Origin of the sequence: Gemmobacter denitrificans (assembly GCF_036964905.1) — a bacterium.
In the GTDB taxonomy this organism is placed as follows: domain Bacteria; phylum Pseudomonadota; class Alphaproteobacteria; order Rhodobacterales; family Rhodobacteraceae; genus Gemmobacter; species Gemmobacter denitrificans.
This window is the reverse complement of sequence record NZ_JBALHR010000028.1, coordinates 1-16365: the sequence shown is the minus strand read 5'-3', so window position 1 is coordinate 16365 and position 16365 is coordinate 1. Positions and strand designations below refer to the sequence as shown.

Below are 16365 nucleotides of genomic sequence, written 5' to 3'. Positions count from 1 at the left end.
CAACAATAGGTCAACAAACGGACGGATTCCGCGTGCAAGATCAGCGGGATAGTAGCCCGGCAGGATCAACAATGCGCGAAAACCGCACTGGGCAGCGTCTGACAGGAAAAGGCGCCTAAAGATTCTTCTTGACCCAACGCTCCGCCTCTGCCCGATCTGCCACTCCGAGCTTCCGGTATGCCTCCTGCAACCTCTTCTTGATGGCGGCCTCGGTCGTTTCGAGCTTTGCCGCAATTTCTGAGTTCGTTCGTCGAGGGCCCAATTCGGCCAGCGCTTCGGCCTGGCGCAATGTCAGGCCGTTTGGAAGCGATGGTTTTGCGCCAAAGCCAATGACTGTATGCGACTTCGCCTTCATGAGCTCTTCCGCAGCAACACGAAGCGCTTGCATGTGCTGGCTTGCTTCGTACTGAGCAGCCATCCCGCGAACGCCATAGAGGTAATAGATGTCCGCTCTGGTCAGTCGATTTTTCAAACCCATTTTGTGAAGCGTTGCCCGTGTCTTCTTCCTCCAAATACGCGGAGGCTGTAGCACGTCGTTGATACCAGGGCTGGACGCCCGCCGCAGCCGTTTCAGGCGGAACTGATCTATGAGGCTGCGGGGACGATCCATGAGCAAGGCTTCGCTTTCGTCGAAGCGCCCACTGGCGCAGGCAAGACCGATATCGGAAAGCACCTCGCGACCTTGCTGCCGGTGGCCCACGATCAGACTGTCTTTTCCTGGGGTGAAAGGGCAGATCAGCGCCGACTTGGCTCACTGGCGCTGATCCCGGCTAGTGTGTTCAGCAACTGGACGACCAATGCGCCGGTCAACTTCAAGCCGATAAAGCACAGCAACCTGTCAAAGACCAAGGCATCGGAAGAGCATGCGGAACTCGAGATCATCAATCGGGATGTTCGATCGGCAGCGGGTATGATTGTTGACGAAAGCCACCGGCTAAGCTCCCGGTTCCTTGCACCCTCGAACCGCTCACTGGTCTTTGAGCGGACACCGGCGATCTGGACGGCCTGTCTTTCGGCAACGCTGATGGGCAACCAAGGTCTGGACGGCCTCCTGGCCTTCCATGAAAAGCGGGCGTCGATCTATGTTCCGCCGGTGATCACCGAACAGATCAACGCACATTTCAGCCGAGTGCGAGAACGGGGTGCCCTGGTCGCCGACCTTGAAGCCCAGAAGCGGAAGATCGAGGATCAGCAACGGCAATCCTCACGTTCAGGCGCCTCGCCTTCTTCTTCTCAGGGAAGTTGCTGACCAGACCGAGATCAGCGGTGATCAAGCCGAGGCAGCGCGACATTTGGTCGAGGCGTTCCAGGAGACGAAGCGCCGTGGGTTACACTTGCAGTCGCCGCGGCTCGATCAGGTCTCCGGCCTTCTGGCGAACCTTGCCGAGACCCTTCCCAATCTGACGCACTGGGATATCCGGCCAGCCAGAACGGTTTCGATCCTTGCATCCCTTGCGCGGTTTCTGTCAGGCCAAGTGGTGGACGATGGCGGGCGATCGATCTTCGGCGATCTCACCCTTCCTGCCCTCGAAAAGCTCGCTGAGGCTTGGGCCCAGGAACTTGATCCGTCCTGGATCGAAGCCAAACAGGCCATCAGTGACAAGAGCGCCAAAGACAAAACCATCCCGGACTACCTTGGCATCGCGTCGATCGAGGAGTTGTACTACGCCCAACCGCAAGGCAAGCTAGATGAAATCCGGGCCCGCGCCGAAACGCTCCTCGATTACTGCCGGGCGGCTTCAGAGGGGCAGTCTACGGGGGTGCTGGATAGGGTCAGCACTGTGTTCGTCGGGCGGGAGGATGGGTAGCGGATGCCGCCAAAAGCTATGTCAATGCTCTCAAGCCGAAATATGGCCAGATAACTTCCACTTTTTGTAGCGGTTTCTCGACCACCTTTGCGAGAAACCCAAGCGACTCAGCAATGATGAGAAAATGAGGCGGCATGACGTCCGGACTACCCCAAGGTAAAAAAATGTGGATGCGTTCCTTTTATGGGTTCGGTCCGGAAGAAGATGGTTACGCAGGCTGGACTAAGGAAAGCGGGCGGACGCGCATCCTTAAGCAGATCAACGATGGTGATCTGTTGATGATCTATGGTGCTGGCACAAAGGAAACAGAAAAGGCGCTCCGCTCCTATGTTTTAGGCTTTCTTCAAGTTGATGCGCAGCCAATTCGAGACTACGAGAGATCGTCAAAAGACAGCCAAAGGCGCAAGGCAGATAGAGGCTGGGCCGAAAAATGGACCTTTGGCATACCTGTACGGCGCGCATGGCGTTGCGACGAAAAGATGTTGATCCGAAAAATCGCATTTCAAACCTATCGACCGGAAGCGGGACAAGCGCTTGGCGTGTGGGGCGCTGCCCTAACTGAAGATGAAATCGCGCTGGCACTGAAGATCAAGGTGACCGAAGTGAACGTGTTCGGTGAGCCGCCTCTCGCAGTTTCAAGCTTGAAGAAAAAACCCTTTGGTCAAGAGTTCGCGCCATCACGTGCTTTCCCAGGGTCCTTTGGAACCCATACAGTCACAAAGAATGACGGCGTGACATTCCTCTATCTGGCTCGCTTCGAAGGCAATGGACACGCTCTTCTCGGGAAGCCCGAGGCGTTTGGGTCTAAGTCCATAGCAATGAAGATCGGGGTTTCAAGTGATGTAATAGGTCGGATCGGCCAACTGAACGCTGGGATTCCGCCTGCTGCGCAGGGGCGATGGTCTCTGCACATGCAGGCCGAGTTTCCGGACCGCAAGTCCGCGGAAACCATAGAGCAAGCTTTCAAGGATAGGAGCAAAGGCAAGCTTGAAAGCCTCGGTGGTGAGTTCTTTTGGGGTTCAGCCACCGACGCTATGCTATTGTTTTCCAACTTGCCCGGTGTGTCGAGGTTCTAGTAGCAGTTTTGCAAATATCGCACGTGATCGCAGATAGTACTCAACAACCGTACCACAATCGGTGAGTGCCCTCATTTGTTCCGAATCCACCCATTAGCCCTTCCAGAGTTTCGAGATGAATAAAGAGAAGCCATCCTTTGCCCGGGCGATCGGCATCGATTACTCCGGCGCAGAGACAGCCAACTCGAGCTTGAAGGGGTTGCGGGTCTACATGGCTGATGTTGGCGAGGCGCCCCGGGAGGTTGCCCCGCCACCCTCACCGAAGCGATACTGGACGCGGCGTGGGATCGCGGAATGGCTGGTCGAACGACTCGCCGAGGACATCCCGACGGTCGTCGGCATCGATCACGCCTTCTCGTTTCCCCTGCGCTATTTCGAGGTCCACGGGTTGCTGCCGGACTGGCCCGCCTTCCTCGATGATTTCCAGCGGCACTGGCCGACAGATGCTGATCATGCCTATGTCGATTTCGTGCGCTTCGGCACAGCCGGGAACGGTGCGGCGCGCGAGGGCAGCCCGCGCTGGCGCCGCATGACGGAAGAGCGACCAATGACGCCGCGCTGGATGCTTTCATCGCCGCGAAGATCGAGATCGACGAAATGCTGACCCGGTTGGTCGCCCACAGCGCCGACCACTTCGGCCACAGCCCCGACGAGGTGAATTGGGGCCATGTCGGCACGCTGGAGCACTATCGCGCCCGCCTCCGCGAAATCACCGACATGGCCTTCCACGAGGGCGAGCACGCCGCCTGAACATCCCTTCCCGCTAGGTTGGTTGAGCCATCCCGCGACGCCATCTTCGGCCATAAAGGGGTGTGCAAGGCCAATGAAGTAGCAGTACAGCCCAGACAAGCCATTTATCTTGACGCCGCAAGCCTCTTCAGTTCGGTGCTGAATTGTGGCCTTTCGGGTGCCATCCATGTGATGATGACGAACGTAGGGCGGATTGCAGATCAATAGGTTTGCTTCACGCCCCGCAGGCGAGGCCTCAGCAAAGTCTTCTAGATGGATTTGGAGTTGCGTGTTTCGCCACAGATTGCGGGCTGGGTCACCGTAGTGCGGATCAATTTCAAATCCGGTTGCGCTTTCAACCCGTTCGTGGGGCACCGTCGCCAAAAGCGCCGAATAGAATGAGCCTGTCCCTACTGCGGGATCAAGGAACCGAATTGAGGCGTCGCCGTGCAGCAGGCTTACACCGTGGGCAAGTATCTCGCGTGCAAGTGCTGTCGGTGTCGCGAATTGGCCCATGCGATTCCGATCTTCCGACGTCTTGTCGCCGTCCAGTGCCGCTTGCAGGGCAAGCCGTTCTGCCTCGAGTTGGTTGATGTCGGTCATCGTCGCTGATGCCCAAGAGCGTCAGGTCGAAATCCTCAGCCAGCAGCCCAGCGATCTCGTCGCGCAGCAGGGCTTCGTCCCATTCGCCCAGTTCCGTCAGCTTGTTGTCGGCGATCCGGTAGGCCCGGCGCTCGGCCTCGTCGAGATGGCTGAGCCGGATGACCGGCACCTCGGTCAGCCCGAGCATGGTGGCCGCCAGCACCCGTCCATGGCCCGCGATCAGTTCGCCGTCGTCGGCCACCATGCAGGGCACGGTCCAGCCGAACTTGGCCATGCTGGCGGCGATCTTCGCCACCTGGTCGTCGCCGTGCATCTTGGCATTGCGGGCATAGGGGCGCAGCCGGGCAATCGGCCAGGAGACTCTACCTGGCTCGGCGCGAAGACGAGGTCCATGGGATAGGGCTCGGGATGTGGGGGAGGGGAAATGAAAAGCGCCCGCGAGGGGGTTCCTCCGGGCGCAATTCTTCGATGATCAAGGGGTAGGTCAATGGGGGCAGGTCTGTCAACCCGAAAAGTGAAGCGGATTCAACGGCTTATAACGAATTAGCTTCCAGGGGTGGCTTCCGGCTACCTGGCTTCCCCGGAGGTGGCTTCCCTGGCTTCCCGCCGGGAATCCACCCCGGCCAGATCGTGATTCCGCAAGCCGCTGATCTGACTCAAGATTTTCGGCTCCGGGTCGCAAGGTGGCTTCCGCCTAGCTTCCCCGGTGAAAATGCCTCACGCTAGCGAACCGCCGCGCTGCGCCCCCCGCATACGTTTTGCGCCGGGGAGGAACCAGAGGAGGGGGCCAGAGCGATTGCCATCCATGCTGCATCGGAGGCCGCATGTCAGCTTCTTCGACGGACCTCGGCCGCGCTCAGCGGGCGGTAGCTGTCCTCGGACGCCGCAAAAGACCGTGTCAGTTCCGCCTTCAGGCGCTCGAACGCCTCACGCTCCACCCGCTCCTTGTCGCGCCGGATCAGGTCGCGGATGTACTCGCTGATGTTCTCGTAGGAACCGTGCTCGCCCACGTTCGACGCAACGAACTCGCTCAGTGCGCCGCTGATGCGGACCGTCATCGTCGTGGTCTGGGACATGCTCGCCTCCGCCTATTTGTATTCAAGATACGCAAGAATGAATACCCGGGCAAGGTGCGGCACGAACCGGCGCAGATCAACCAGGCTGTTGGGGCTTGCCTCCCTAACTGCACGTACCGATGCCCGATGACGGTTTGCTCTGCTCCATCGCTGCTGTTCGATCATTCCGCTCTGACATTTTGCTTCCATGAGTCGTTCGGAGCTCTTCCCAAATGAAGGACCGATCGAGGTAAGCCTTCGCACATAATCTCCAACTTCACTCGGCGGCCTCCATTGCCCTGTCTTGACGGGGCGGTGCGCCGAACTTGCGGGCATACTCGCGTGAAAACTGGGCCGAGCTTTCGTAGCCGACTGCAAAGGCGATGTCTGAGACCTTGGCATTCGTCTGTCGCAGGCTTTCGCGCGCGCGCAGCAGCCGCAATTCCTTCTGGTATTGCAGGGGCGAGGTGCCGGTGACGGCCTTGAAGTGCTCGAAGAACGCCGAACTGCTCATTCCGACCTGCTGGGCAAGGTCACCCACGGCGAGCGGCTTTGCCAGATCGGACTGGATCGCGCGCGTGGCCGCAAAAATACGGCTGGCAGTTGTTTCCTGCCATAGCAGCCGCTGTAGCGGTTCGGCATGGGGACCCAGCAGGAGACGTGCGTGAATCTCTCGGGCTGTGATGGGGGACAGCAGGCGGTGGGTCTCGGGGCCTTCGCATTGGTGCAGATAGCGCAGAAGGGCATCCTCCATCCCCGGATCGCCGGGGCAGAGCGAGATCGCGAACGGGTCTCGCGGCCCTTGCCCCATGCACGGCGACACGTCGGGTGCAAGCGCACGCAGAAGATCTAGGTCGATGGGAAAGACCAGCGCCACATAAGGCGCATCGACCGCGGCCTCGGTGATGCGCGAGACGATAGGTAGGGCGTGACTGACAGCCAGCGATTGCCCCGGGCCCACGCGCAGGGACCGGCTGCTGGTGGCGACCTCCTTGGTGCCCCGCAACACCAGGCACAGAAGCGGGCGATAGACGGTGGCGTCCTGCCCCGTCGGCGCGGTGTGGCGAAGGACGTGCATCCCGCTGGGCGCATGGGCCAGTGCGGTCTGCGCAGGCGCGTGGCGGTCCATCAGTGTGGCGACGTGGTGCAGAAGGGTCATGAGGGTCTCTCCTACAACCTGATTAGCACAGTCGCCTCTGCCGCCGAACCGGAAATTCGCTGATCTGGAGGATCAGGCAAGTAATCCGGTCAATTGGGAAAGAATGACGGGAATGTCCGGACTATGGTCGCCAAACCAACTGGAAAGGGCGACCATCATGGCAAAGGTTTTCATCACGGGGATAGCGGGCGGTTTCGGCAAGCCCATGGCGCTGGCGCTTCTGGCAAAAGGGCACGTGGTTGCAGGCAGCGTGCGGTCCCGCGCGGGGCGCAACGCCGCCACGGCCGCAGAGCTGGAGGCCGCGGGGGCGCGGATCGTCGAGATGGACGTGACCGCCAGCGCCAGCACCGAGGCGGGCGTGGCGCAGGCCATCGCGGCGCTCGACGGGTTGGACGTACTCTTCAACAATGCCGGGATCGGCGCCTATGGCATCCAGGAACTGATGTCGCCCGAGGACATGACACGCGTCTTCGACGTGAACGTCACGGGCGTGCAGCGGGTGATGCGGGCCGCCCTGCCGCACCTTCGCGCGCAGGGGCGCGGCACAGTCCTATATACCTCCAGCCTGATCGGCCGGATCGCGACGCCCTTCTACGGCACCTATTCGGCGTCGAAATGGGCGCTGGAGGCGATCGTGGAATGCTACCGGACCGAACTGTCGGGCTTCGGCATCGAATCCTGCATCATCGAGCCGGGCGCGATGCCGACAGCCTTCTTTGACGGGATGGTCGCGCCAAACGATCCCGCACGCGAGGGCAGTTATGGCGACTTTGCGCAGGTCCCGGCGATGTCGGCGGCGGGTCTGGCGCAGATGCTGGACGCCACGCCCGACCAGCGCCCGGAGCGGATCGCCGAGGCGGTGGTGGCGCTGCTGGACATGCCTTTCGGGAAAAAGCCGTTCCGCACGGTCGTCGATCACACCGGTGTAGGCCCGCAGATCGAACGATACAACGACGTGCTGCACGAGGTGACGCGCGCGGTCTTCACCAATTTCGGTATTGCCCAGATGCTTGACCTGAACGCCTGAGGAGCGCGCCATGAACACCATTCTGATCACCGGCGCATCCTCGGGCATCGGCAAAGCCACAGCGCTGCGGTTCCAGTCTGAGGGCTGGAATGTCATTGCCACCATGCGTGATCCCGCCGCCGGGGCGGACCTGGCCGCACTGGACAACGTGCTGGTCACGCGGCTCGACATGACCGACAGCGCTTCCATAGCGGCGGCCGTGGCCGAAGGGATCGCACGCTTCGGTCGGATCGACACCCTGCTGAACAACGCGGGCTACGGCGCCTATGGCCCGCTCGAGGCGTTTTCCGCAGACCGCATCCGGCGGCAGTTCGACACCAACGTGATCGGCCTGCTGGAGGTCACCAAGGCAGTTCTGTCCCACATGCGGGCAAACCGGGCCGGCACCATCGTCAACATCTCGTCCATCGGCGGGCAGATTACCTTCCCGCTCGGAACGCTCTACCACGGCACGAAATTCGCGGTCGAAGGCCTCTCGGAGGCACTACACTACGAGCTGGAGCCGCTCGGCATCCACGTCCGAATCGTCGAGCCAGGCATGATCAAGACGGATTTCGGAGGCCGATCCTTCGACTTTGCGATGGATGAGCGCCTAACGGATTATACCTCGACGGCGCAGGCCATGGGGCGGCTGTTCGGCAAGATGGCAGCAAACCCTTCAGCCCCCGAGGTTGTCGCCGACGTAATCTGGACCGCAGTCAACGACACCAGCTCCCGCCTGCGCTTCCGTGCCGGTTCGGACGCCGAGACGTTGCTGGATCGCCGCAAGCAGGAAGATGACGAGAGCTTCCTCGGGAGCATCAAGGCGTTGATGAGATAATGTCGTCCCGACCCAGGAAAGCGGGCGCGCTGTCTGCTTTCCGCCCTCAACGGCACGCACGCGCCTGGTCGCGCAAGACGGCATAGTCGCTGAGCATTCGGACGATGACCGCGCCTTCCGGCAATCCGTCTCGACGTAGACGCCCGAGCAGTCGTAGGCGACGGCTGCGGCGGTGCTGCCGTTGTTGAGGTAGTTGCGCGGGCTCAGGAGCTGGGTCGCCGCGGCATGTCGGTGGTGATCGTGGCTTCGGCCACCGCGCCCGAGACCTCCTCGACCACGCGGATCCCGACTGCGCTGTCGTTCGGGGCCGCTGCGATATAGAGGGTCAGGACATTCGTCGTGCTGGCCACAGGGAAGCCCGCGCCGAGATCGATCAGTGTCGGTGCGCCCGCGCCGTCGTTGTGGACGATCTGCCAGTTCGCATGGGTGCCACGCTCGAACCCGATGCCCAGCGCGTTGACGACGGCTGAAAGGGTGAGGGTCGTGGAGAGCGCCGCGACCGATCCGATCAGGCCGAAGAAGCCCATGCCGGTCGGTTGCAGCGTGACCATCGACAGCCGGTTCACATAGGTGAAGCCGCCCAGACCCTCCGCATTGCCGCGCCAGCAGACCCATCCGGCCGAGCGTTCCTCGGCCACTGCCCCGGCCGTGGCTGCGGAGGTCATCCGCCAACGACGCATGGAGCTGGAGAGGTTGGTCGTGGCCAGCGTCGGTGTGGCTGCAGTTCCGACCGCCGTGCGCGGCATGCCGTTGGTGTTGATCGTCGTGCTGGTCGATGGCGCCCATGTCGCGATGCGGTTGACCCCGAAATGTGGCTGGAGCGGGAAGTGGCGGCCCGAGGGGCGTTCGACATCGAGCCAGCCCATCCCCGCGCGGTCACGGGCATAGAGCGCCAGCTTTCCTGCGGGCGGTGGTGAAGGAACAGCATCATGGGCGGGCAGGACGACCGGTTCGGCCAGTTCGACGCGGCCGTTGGTGCGGTCGACCCTGAAGGCATCGAAGAAGGCGGACCCGTCCGGACTGACCTTGAAGCTAAAGTCATCGTTGCCGAGGAGGCCGATCAGCGCACGGGCGGAGAAGCCGGTCTTGAAGGCAAAGGCGGCGTCGTTCGCCGGGGCGGCCTTGTTCACGGTCGCCTCGATCCCCGCGCCTGCGTTGTTCAGGAGCACCGCAGGCGTATTGACCGAAACCCGGTTGTAACTGTCGGCCGTGGCCCCACCGAGGCCGAGGAGCTGTGCCGTCAGGTTTGCCTGCGGCATGCCGACCTGTGTGACCGTATTGGCAAAGGTGCGTGCGCAGGGCTGGCGGCGGTTTGGCTGGTATGTCTGGGACCAGGGGCCCGGCCTGCCCGGCGACTGGGACGGGCGTCTGGCGCCCTCGCACGAGTTCATCTTCCACTTCAATCGCCAGCCCCGGAATGCAATGTGAGACGAGTGCGTCGGGGCCGTGCACTAGTTCTGGGACAGTTGCGCTTTCCTCCCCGTCGTCATCTCCCACCTCCGCACCGCCACGTCACAATAGACCGGGTCCAGCTCCACCGCGCAGCAGCGCCGCCCGGTGCGTTCCGCGGCGATCAGCTGGGTGCCGGAGCCGCAGAAGGGTTCGAACACCAGGTCGCCCGGATCGGTGAAGGCCTCCAGCACAGCCTCGACCAGCGCCACCGGGAAGACCGCCGGGTGCGATCCGGCCGCGCCCAACCCTCCCTTGTGGCGCATGATGCGGAACACGCTGTCCGGGATGCGGTGGCTCTGGATCGCGTTGCCGGTGCCGGTCTTGCGGTGGACCGTGCCATCGGCCCCGCGCAGGCCGCCGCCGCCGAGGGTTTCGCCCGCGTTCTTGCTCTCGACCGTCTTGTTCGGCTTTCCAACCTACATCGGAACAATGTAGCTTGCGGCAGGCTTGCCTGCGAAAGAAGTGGTTTTCGGAATGACTGGCACAAACAAGAATCTTGCAACGGCCAAAGCTGAAGGCGTGAAGCTAATCACCGTCGAGGATCAGCTATTTCTGCAGGCCGCCGATCTACAGCCAGGAGACGTCCTGCTGTATCGCCCGCAAAAGCCCAATATGGTACAAATGAAAATTTCTGCGGCAACGAGCAGCCCATACACCCATGCAGCGATTTACCTTGGGGATGGCAAAATTGCGGATTCAAACATTCCGTTTGGTGTATCAATAAGGGATTTTCCGGCTTCATTGCATGGCAGCCGATGTATTGCTGTACTCAGAAGTCAGTGCGGTTTTGGTGAGTATCATCGGCAGAAGCTGGCTGCGTTTGTCGCCGCAGTGAATGCAAATGCCAAGTTTTATGATTTGATATCTGTTCTAAAGTTTAAAACCGAAAGCACTGCGTACTTCGAGAACCAACTCGAATTCATACGCGAAAACTTCGGCCGCCACACCTTATCGGAGGAATATGCTAGGCAAAGTTTCTTCTGCTCGGCATTTATAGTCGCATGCTATTCGGTTGTAGGCATTATTCACGAAACTGCGCAGGTGGCTTACCAACCAGATTTCTTCTCGCCCGGCCACCTTTGCAAGGATCCCACATTTGGCTGGTTGCTGGGCTACCTGGTTCCCGACGGCGGATCAGTTCCTCATGATGACCCGGCACTTCTAAACGCGACTTTGTGGCGTGACTGCCCCGATCTGCGTTGGTGGTGATGTGTTCCCGAAAGTAAAGACTGTTGGAAGGAAACGAAAAAATCTGCCCATCCTTCCGCAAGTGGAACTTTCGGTGTTCGCGCAGTAGGCAAAGTGCGCGGGTCAGCCCATTTATGGGAGGCGGTAAACCATTCCTCTGCCCTCGACCTTTTCCGCGGTGATGGGCAAGCCCAGCTTCTTCTTCAGCGCGCCCGAGATCGAACCCCGGACCGTGTGCGATTGCCAAGACGTCGCCTCCACCATCTCTGCGATGGTGGAGCCCTCGGGTCGCTGGAGCATGGCGATGATCTGGGCCTGCTTGGTGCCGGCGCGGATGGCGATCGGTTTCGCGGTGTCGGTGTCGTCGGGCGCGGGTTCCGCCTTGGGCTTCGCCCTCCGCACGCTGGCAACGGCGCTGGCCGCCAGCGGCTCGATCCCGATGGCCTCCAGCCCGGCCTCGGTCGCGATCAGCGTGGTGCCATGGCCGTCGCCAGTCTCGCGCCACATCGGCTCGCTGCGACGCAGGTTGGCCTCGACCTCTTCGAGCCAGCCGCGGGCGATCATCTTGCCGACCACCATCTTGGCGGCGGCGCCGACCAGCCCCTCGGGCAGCGGCAGGGCGAGGTTGCCGGGCCGGGTCGCAACCCGGGACAGGATCAAGGATTGGATATCGGACGGGGTGGTCATCGGGGCCGTCGCGCGTTGTGGGCGCGTCAGCCGGCGTGTTCGCCTTCCTTGAAGGCGCTGTCGGTCATCTGGCGCAGCAGACACGCATAGTGCTTCAGCGTCCCGACATGGCCCCAATTGATCTCGTCAGGATGGGTCTCGAAATGGTCGTCGCTGAGAGCCTGCAGGCGCTCCAGCATGGTGTCGATCTCGGCCTTGGCGGCGATGAAGGCGTCGAGGGCCTTGGAATTGTCGGCGGCGCGGCGGGTGGTCATGGCGGGGCATCCTTCGCTGAGTTGCATCGTTCTGGTGCGAACACCATCGCTCTGTCGAGCGGATGATCGTAGGCAAATCGGAGCAATATCAGTGCTTTCTGATCTTTCCGGTCAGATCAGCCGCATCTCGGCCAGCGCGCGGCTGGCAGCACCAAGCTGGGCGGAGGGCACTTCGATCTTCAGGTGCGACAGGACGTCGGAGGCCTCGGCCGGGATCCCGCTCTCGCGCAGGGCCTGCTCGATGACCTCGGCGATGGCGTCCGGGCGGCTCAGGTCGAAGCCCTCGGGAAGGGTGGAATAGGCGATGCGGATGGTGGTGATGGCCATGGTCATGTCGTTGGCCCCCTCAGCGCCGGGCCGCGGCGAGGCCCGCGGCATAGGCCTCAATCAGGGCGGCGCGGATCGACCAGATGGCGACGTCGTGGAAATCCAGCCCGTCGCTGTTCCGGGTGTCCAGCGTCTCGACGTGGAAGTGGCGCTTCGCGATGTCGAGCATCAGCGCCTCGGGCGCGGTGGAGGTGGGTTTGGCAGTTGTGGTCATGGTCTGGTCTCCGATCCGGGGGTGAGTTCCTGATCGCAGAATCGCTCTGGAGGGGGAGACAATCAACCGGAATGATTGTTTTTTACTGTTTAATTTCAATATCTTGATGGAATTCACAGCGCCATGAAAGGCATGAGCGAACGCGAGTACGCGGCCCATTCTGGCCTGTCTCGCGGCGGGGTGCAGAAGGCGCGCAAGAACGGGCGTCTGGTGGTCCATGATGACGGGTCGATCAACGCCGCAGCCTCGGATGTGCGACGGGCGGAGATGACGGATCCCGACCAGCAGCGCCGGTCGCTTGGCGGTGACGGGCTCGCCAGCGGCCCCGGCGACACGACGTCCTACATCAAGGCCCGCACGGCGCTGACGGTTTACGCGGCGCAGGAACGGCAGCTGGCCGTGCAGAAGAAAAAGGGCACGCTGGTCGACCGCGCGCGGGCGGAAACGCTGGTGTTCCATCTGGCGCGTCAGGAACGGGATGTCTGGGTGACCTGGCCCGGACGGGTGGCAGCACTTATGGCGGCACAGATCATGGCGGAGTTGGAACGGCAATCCGGGGCATCGGTGACGATCGAGACCGCGATCATGCAGAGGGTGCTGGAAGCCCATGTCGGACTTCAACGGGCCTGCCCTGTCGAGGATCGAAGCAACGAGATCATGGTCACGCGCAATCCGGTACGATGTCCCTTGTGCCGTTCGGCGCACTTCCCACGCGTCGGCAACTGCGCTTGAGCGAATGCCTGACACCGGGGTGATGTGCCCGCGCCACGCTGGCAGCCTGGCGCAAAGACTATAACACCGAACGCCCCCACTCCCGCCTTGGCTGGCCGACCCCAAGGGTTGCGCCCGGAGAGCACCGTTTAACCCCCTGATAAATGGGCAGTTTGATGGTCCGAGCAGTCATGACCATCCTGGAAACGGTCCTGGGGGCGGCATCCGAACATGCAAATTTAGCCGCAAGTGGCCTCGAGCCGTTGCATGTTTGAGAAGTCGAATATTTTCAGATGCTTGCGAAATTCGGGCGGGTGACGGATCCAATGGAACATGCAACCGAAATGGCTGTCTTTGACGTGCACTCGGCCAAGCCGGACTGCGATCCGCCGCGCCCTTTGGCTGCGATCTTGAGCGGGCATTGACTATGAAGGCTGGACCCGGAGTTGCGTGGGTTGTTCTGCGATCCATCGCCGCAATCTGTGCTTGACCATGCCCAATCGCATCGGCACGTTGCTGCCGGATAGCGAGTCTTGCGTACTTCGCGCGCTGGTAAGGCTCTCAACTATACAGAGTAGCAGGCAGAAAGTGCATGTAAGATTCACTAAATCTGACGATTCTGCGCCTCTCATGGGAGTCATTTCCGCAATTTATTCCGAAGGCGTCATCAGCGCTTCTCCAAGAGCAGATAGTGGGTTGCAAGCCCAGATAAATAGCGCACTCTCTAGCTTTGTCCTTATTGCTTACCCCGAATAGAGGATGCCATGCCATGGTCAATGTTCCCTCACTGCTGGTTCTTGCTCTTCTGATAGCAGCGCCCCAAATAGCAGCCACAGAAGTAAGAGATGCGGATGAGGAATGGGTTACTGAGGTAAGGCGAATCTTCTTTCCTGCTCTAGTAGAGTTCTGTAACTCGCCAGAGGGGAAGGCATCAGAGGAGAGGCTGTGGAAGGGCTGCAACATGCGAGGCAGTGTCCTTCTTGAGACTGATACGTTTTGTGGTATGAGGCCCGAGAAGGCATTCGCTGTAGATCTCAATGCCGTCGCTCCAAGTTGCATTCCAGATGGCATATTCGGCAATATTCCACAGAGTGTTAAGCGCGTTCATCAGGAAAAGTTTGCGTTTAAGGAAAACGACAAAGTGTACTATGGCGACTACGAGTTGGGGTTCGATTGCAGTGAGGAAACTGAGGTCACGATGTCCATTCGCCTGGCGGATCGTGGCATCGTCTTTACTGCGCTTATCTTCGTGCCATGGAGTTGCATCACTGCGATAGAGGAACGCGTCAACTTGGAGGTAGATGATGAATGAGACTGGCAACTCCGTTCGCTCTGATTGCGGCGGTCGCGAGGCAATGGTTGATAGTAGTAGGGTTGACCTTGTGACACTTGCCACTAGCAAAGAGAAGAGCATTTTCTTTACTATTGTGAAGGGATGGCTGTATAGTATTTTTTTGTTGGTGGGTATATCGGCTGCATGCCCGGTTCAAGCTGGCGGATGCAGATCATATTCTCCAAATGATGCAAGATTGACGCCTTTCGGTCTACTGGCGCCAGACGGCCTGCGTGGTCCAAGTGTTTTTGCGGATACTTCTAGAAATGTGCTATTTTTATTCATGCAAGGAGGAGAATGCATTTACAGAATGCGTTATGCCGGCCGGATAGAGATAAGAAGCGGCAAGGAAGCTACGTTGCTTTGGAGTGATAAGGTTCAACAGCGAATTTCAGTTATCAGAGCGAGACAGATCAGGAAATGTGAAACTGATGTGCGTCGCTATGTCGAGACCATGCAGGCGCAGCTTGGATTGGAGGCAGCTGAAAGTTGGTTACCTGAAGCCTGGGATTCTAGACTGGGCGATGCTGATTCGCTAACGACGTGTGAAGGCCTTGTACTTAGAATGCTAACGCTGGGAGAGTTGTCTGATACCCGTTCGGTTTACGTTCTTATCGTTGTGGGCAACCGTGTAGTAGGAGTGATCAAGGAATGACCGTAAATCTTGCTGAGCTGGGGGGGCCAAAAGATTCGATATAGACTTCTGCGTGAGTGTCGAGCGAGCGGGATCAGGTTTCGATTTTTTCTCTATTTGTGAGAAGTCTTGTGAAACATATTCTCGGAAAGAAACGGTCTTGCAATGAAACAGTCCTTTTCGTTGTGCGCGTCTGCGGTATTGGCGTTTGTCATGACAATTTCACAGGGTGCCTTTGGCGCGGCCTATGCGCAGATTGCCGCAGAGAATGGTCCTTGCGGTAACGTTTGAAGGCCATATGTTGAAAGAATTGGTGCAATTCTGCGTGAGAAGAAAGAATCCGCTCCTCCAATCCTATTTGTATCGAGGGATGGGGGGTGATTGTTTCGGCATTATTCCGATGGTAAGGAATGCCTTCTGGACTTACAGATTTGCGCAGCAGGGTGCATCCAGCACTGAAACAGGAGCAGGTTTCGAGATGAAACTCGGGAATCAGGCAAGAGAATCAATTTCAAATTTTTTCTACGGCGCGGGATTTTTGCTATGGTACTATAGCGTTGAGAGATTGAGCATTTTCGCAATGATCCTCTCGGTATTGTTCTTGTTTTTTGGGGGAGTCATCGTGAGACTCGCGCTAAAGGTTAAAGCAGACGTGCGCGACTTGATTTGGCCATACCTATATGCACTGGTCATAGGTCTGCTCTCTTTTTTCAGCTTGGGAAATACTAGCATTGCTCAGGTGGCGGTCCTGTTCGTTATAACTCACTTGGCAACTGTAGTTGCCGCGAATTACATCAATTCTCGCACAACAAGCTGCTGACTGGAGGAGGAAGATATGGGCTGGGGTGACATTTCTGAAGACTACACGTGTGAGGGTATCGATAGCATCAACTACATAGCGTTGCGCGAAGCCATATCTGACGGGGAACTGCAGTATAAGTATCTCGACTTGGAGCAACGGTAATGGACGAGCCATTGATTGAAGTTTGGGTGCCTCGAAGGGCAGCCACGTGCCATCGATATTGGGCTTGACGACTGTGTTGTACTGATTGGGACTGCGTCAGTGCCCGTTGACGCATGGCGCTTCCAGCCTCGGATTCCATTTTTTGGCCGCGATCTGCCGTGCCCAGCGGCAGCTTCCCGTGCCGCCTTTCCACTGTCGCACAGTTTGCAACCGTCAGATTCCCGCAAAGGCGCGAAAGCGAGGGCCTACATCAGTCGAAGCTGTATTTCAGCAAGTCATCCAGTTGCCTCGGATGCAGCGTGTCTGCCACGAGGGAAAGGATAT

The 16365-nt window shown here is 59.6% G+C and carries 22 protein-coding genes and 2 pseudogenes; 14 read left to right on the top strand and 10 right to left on the bottom strand.

Annotated elements, in window-relative coordinates:
* Positions 1 to 115: 115 nt before the first annotated feature.
* Positions 116 to 673, bottom strand: a complete 558-nt coding sequence (locus V6590_RS20285) for a helix-turn-helix transcriptional regulator (protein ID WP_335425531.1) — start codon at positions 671 to 673, stop codon at positions 116 to 118.
* 9 nt (positions 674 to 682) lie between these two features.
* Here V6590_RS20285 and V6590_RS20280 point away from each other — a divergent pair, with 9 nt between their 5' ends.
* The 5 genes from V6590_RS20280 to V6590_RS20260 all read left to right on the top strand — a co-directional run bounded on the left by V6590_RS20280 (position 683) and on the right by V6590_RS20260 (position 3634).
* Entirely contained in the window at positions 683 to 1249 is a 567-nt protein-coding gene (locus V6590_RS20280; RefSeq protein ID WP_335425530.1) for a hypothetical protein, read from the top strand.
* A gap of 43 nt (positions 1250 to 1292) precedes the next feature.
* Complete coding sequence (locus V6590_RS20275) at positions 1293 to 1808, top strand: hypothetical protein (protein ID WP_335425529.1); 516 nt, start codon at positions 1293 to 1295, stop codon at positions 1806 to 1808.
* 134 nt (positions 1809 to 1942) lie between these two features.
* On the top strand, positions 1943 to 2884 hold the full coding sequence (locus V6590_RS20270) for a GIY-YIG nuclease family protein (RefSeq protein ID WP_335425528.1): 942 nt from the start codon (positions 1943 to 1945) through the stop codon (positions 2882 to 2884).
* 115 nt (positions 2885 to 2999) lie between these two features.
* The gene (locus tag V6590_RS20265) at positions 3000 to 3488 is read left to right on the top strand and encodes a hypothetical protein (RefSeq protein ID WP_335425527.1); all 489 of its coding nucleotides are present in this window, start codon (positions 3000 to 3002) and stop codon (positions 3486 to 3488) included.
* The gene (locus tag V6590_RS20260; protein WP_335425532.1) at positions 3404 to 3634 is read left to right on the top strand and encodes a hypothetical protein; all 231 of its coding nucleotides are present in this window, start codon (positions 3404 to 3406) and stop codon (positions 3632 to 3634) included. Before V6590_RS20265 ends, V6590_RS20260 begins: the two co-directional genes overlap by 85 nt.
* A 577-nt stretch (positions 3635 to 4211) precedes the next feature.
* Here the strand turns inward: V6590_RS20260 and V6590_RS20255 are convergent.
* From V6590_RS20255 to V6590_RS20245, 3 genes and pseudogenes are all read right to left on the bottom strand, one after another.
* A pseudogene (locus V6590_RS20255) lies at positions 4212 to 4609 on the bottom strand (ParB/Srx family N-terminal domain-containing protein); the annotation flags it as partial.
* A gap of 434 nt (positions 4610 to 5043) precedes the next feature.
* Positions 5044 to 5292, bottom strand: a complete 249-nt coding sequence (locus V6590_RS20250; RefSeq protein WP_335425526.1) for a ribbon-helix-helix domain-containing protein — start codon at positions 5290 to 5292, stop codon at positions 5044 to 5046.
* A 256-nt stretch (positions 5293 to 5548) separates the two neighbouring features.
* Positions 5549 to 6430 (bottom strand): AraC family transcriptional regulator, encoded by an 882-nt coding sequence (locus V6590_RS20245; RefSeq protein WP_335425525.1) that lies wholly within the window; start codon positions 6428 to 6430, stop codon positions 5549 to 5551.
* 157 nt (positions 6431 to 6587) lie between these two features.
* Between V6590_RS20245 and V6590_RS20240 the strand changes: the two genes are divergently transcribed.
* On the top strand, positions 6588 to 7457 hold the full coding sequence (locus V6590_RS20240; RefSeq protein ID WP_335425524.1) for an SDR family NAD(P)-dependent oxidoreductase: 870 nt from the start codon (positions 6588 to 6590) through the stop codon (positions 7455 to 7457).
* A gap of 10 nt (positions 7458 to 7467) precedes the next feature.
* A complete protein-coding gene (locus tag V6590_RS20235) occupies positions 7468 to 8277 on the top strand; it encodes an SDR family oxidoreductase (RefSeq protein WP_335425523.1) in 810 nt (269 codons plus the stop codon).
* A gap of 123 nt (positions 8278 to 8400) precedes the next feature.
* Here V6590_RS20235 and V6590_RS20230 read toward each other — a convergent pair.
* Positions 8401 to 9566: pseudogene (locus tag V6590_RS20230) on the bottom strand (DUF2793 domain-containing protein); the annotation flags it as partial.
* On the opposite strand from V6590_RS20230, the gene V6590_RS20225 reads away from it, so the two are divergent.
* Positions 9547 to 9705 carry a hypothetical protein gene (locus V6590_RS20225; RefSeq protein WP_335425522.1) on the top strand — a complete coding sequence of 53 codons (159 nt, stop codon included), beginning with the start codon at positions 9547 to 9549 and terminating at the stop codon, positions 9703 to 9705. The pseudogene V6590_RS20230 and the gene V6590_RS20225 sit on opposite strands and share 20 nt — an antisense overlap.
* A 23-nt stretch (positions 9706 to 9728) precedes the next feature.
* Here the strand turns inward: V6590_RS20225 and V6590_RS20985 are convergent, their stop codons facing one another.
* A complete protein-coding gene (locus tag V6590_RS20985; protein ID WP_434063297.1) occupies positions 9729 to 9992 on the bottom strand; it encodes a DNA-methyltransferase in 264 nt (87 codons plus the stop codon).
* 211 nt (positions 9993 to 10203) lie between these two features.
* On the opposite strand from V6590_RS20985, the gene V6590_RS20215 reads away from it, so the two are divergent.
* Complete coding sequence (locus V6590_RS20215; RefSeq protein WP_335425521.1) at positions 10204 to 10938, top strand: C40 family peptidase; 735 nt, start codon at positions 10204 to 10206, stop codon at positions 10936 to 10938.
* 111 nt (positions 10939 to 11049) lie between these two features.
* On the opposite strand, the gene V6590_RS20210 is transcribed toward V6590_RS20215, so the two are convergent.
* The 4 genes from V6590_RS20210 to V6590_RS20195 all read right to left on the bottom strand — a co-directional run bounded on the left by V6590_RS20210 (position 11050) and on the right by V6590_RS20195 (position 12399).
* Complete coding sequence (locus tag V6590_RS20210; protein WP_335425520.1) at positions 11050 to 11604, bottom strand: DUF3489 domain-containing protein; 555 nt, start codon at positions 11602 to 11604, stop codon at positions 11050 to 11052.
* A gap of 26 nt (positions 11605 to 11630) precedes the next feature.
* A complete protein-coding gene (locus tag V6590_RS20205) occupies positions 11631 to 11858 on the bottom strand; it encodes a hypothetical protein (RefSeq protein WP_335425519.1) in 228 nt (75 codons plus the stop codon).
* A gap of 111 nt (positions 11859 to 11969) precedes the next feature.
* Positions 11970 to 12191 (bottom strand): hypothetical protein, encoded by a 222-nt coding sequence (locus tag V6590_RS20200; protein WP_335425518.1) that lies wholly within the window; start codon positions 12189 to 12191, stop codon positions 11970 to 11972.
* Between the two features lie 13 nt (positions 12192 to 12204).
* Positions 12205 to 12399, bottom strand: a complete 195-nt coding sequence (locus V6590_RS20195; protein WP_335425517.1) for a DUF6900 domain-containing protein — start codon at positions 12397 to 12399, stop codon at positions 12205 to 12207.
* A gap of 123 nt (positions 12400 to 12522) precedes the next feature.
* Between V6590_RS20195 and V6590_RS20190 the strand changes: the two genes are divergently transcribed.
* The 5 genes from V6590_RS20190 to V6590_RS20175 all read left to right on the top strand — a co-directional run bounded on the left by V6590_RS20190 (position 12523) and on the right by V6590_RS20175 (position 15897).
* Positions 12523 to 13131 (top strand): hypothetical protein, encoded by a 609-nt coding sequence (locus V6590_RS20190; RefSeq protein ID WP_335425516.1) that lies wholly within the window; start codon positions 12523 to 12525, stop codon positions 13129 to 13131.
* Positions 13132 to 13169: 38 nt separating this feature from the next.
* The gene (locus V6590_RS20920) at positions 13170 to 13271 is read left to right on the top strand and encodes an integrase core domain-containing protein (protein ID WP_350339902.1); all 102 of its coding nucleotides are present in this window, start codon (positions 13170 to 13172) and stop codon (positions 13269 to 13271) included.
* Positions 13272 to 13879: 608 nt separating this feature from the next.
* Positions 13880 to 14422: a hypothetical protein gene (locus V6590_RS20185; protein ID WP_335425515.1), complete on the top strand. Its 543-nt coding sequence runs from the start codon at positions 13880 to 13882 to the stop codon at positions 14420 to 14422.
* On the top strand, positions 14415 to 15098 hold the full coding sequence (locus tag V6590_RS20180) for a hypothetical protein (protein ID WP_335425514.1): 684 nt from the start codon (positions 14415 to 14417) through the stop codon (positions 15096 to 15098). The genes V6590_RS20185 and V6590_RS20180 overlap by 8 nt, the downstream gene beginning before the upstream one ends.
* 247 nt (positions 15099 to 15345) lie before the next feature.
* Positions 15346 to 15897: a hypothetical protein gene (locus V6590_RS20175; protein WP_335425513.1), complete on the top strand. Its 552-nt coding sequence runs from the start codon at positions 15346 to 15348 to the stop codon at positions 15895 to 15897.
* The last annotated feature ends 468 nt before the right edge of the window (positions 15898 to 16365 follow it).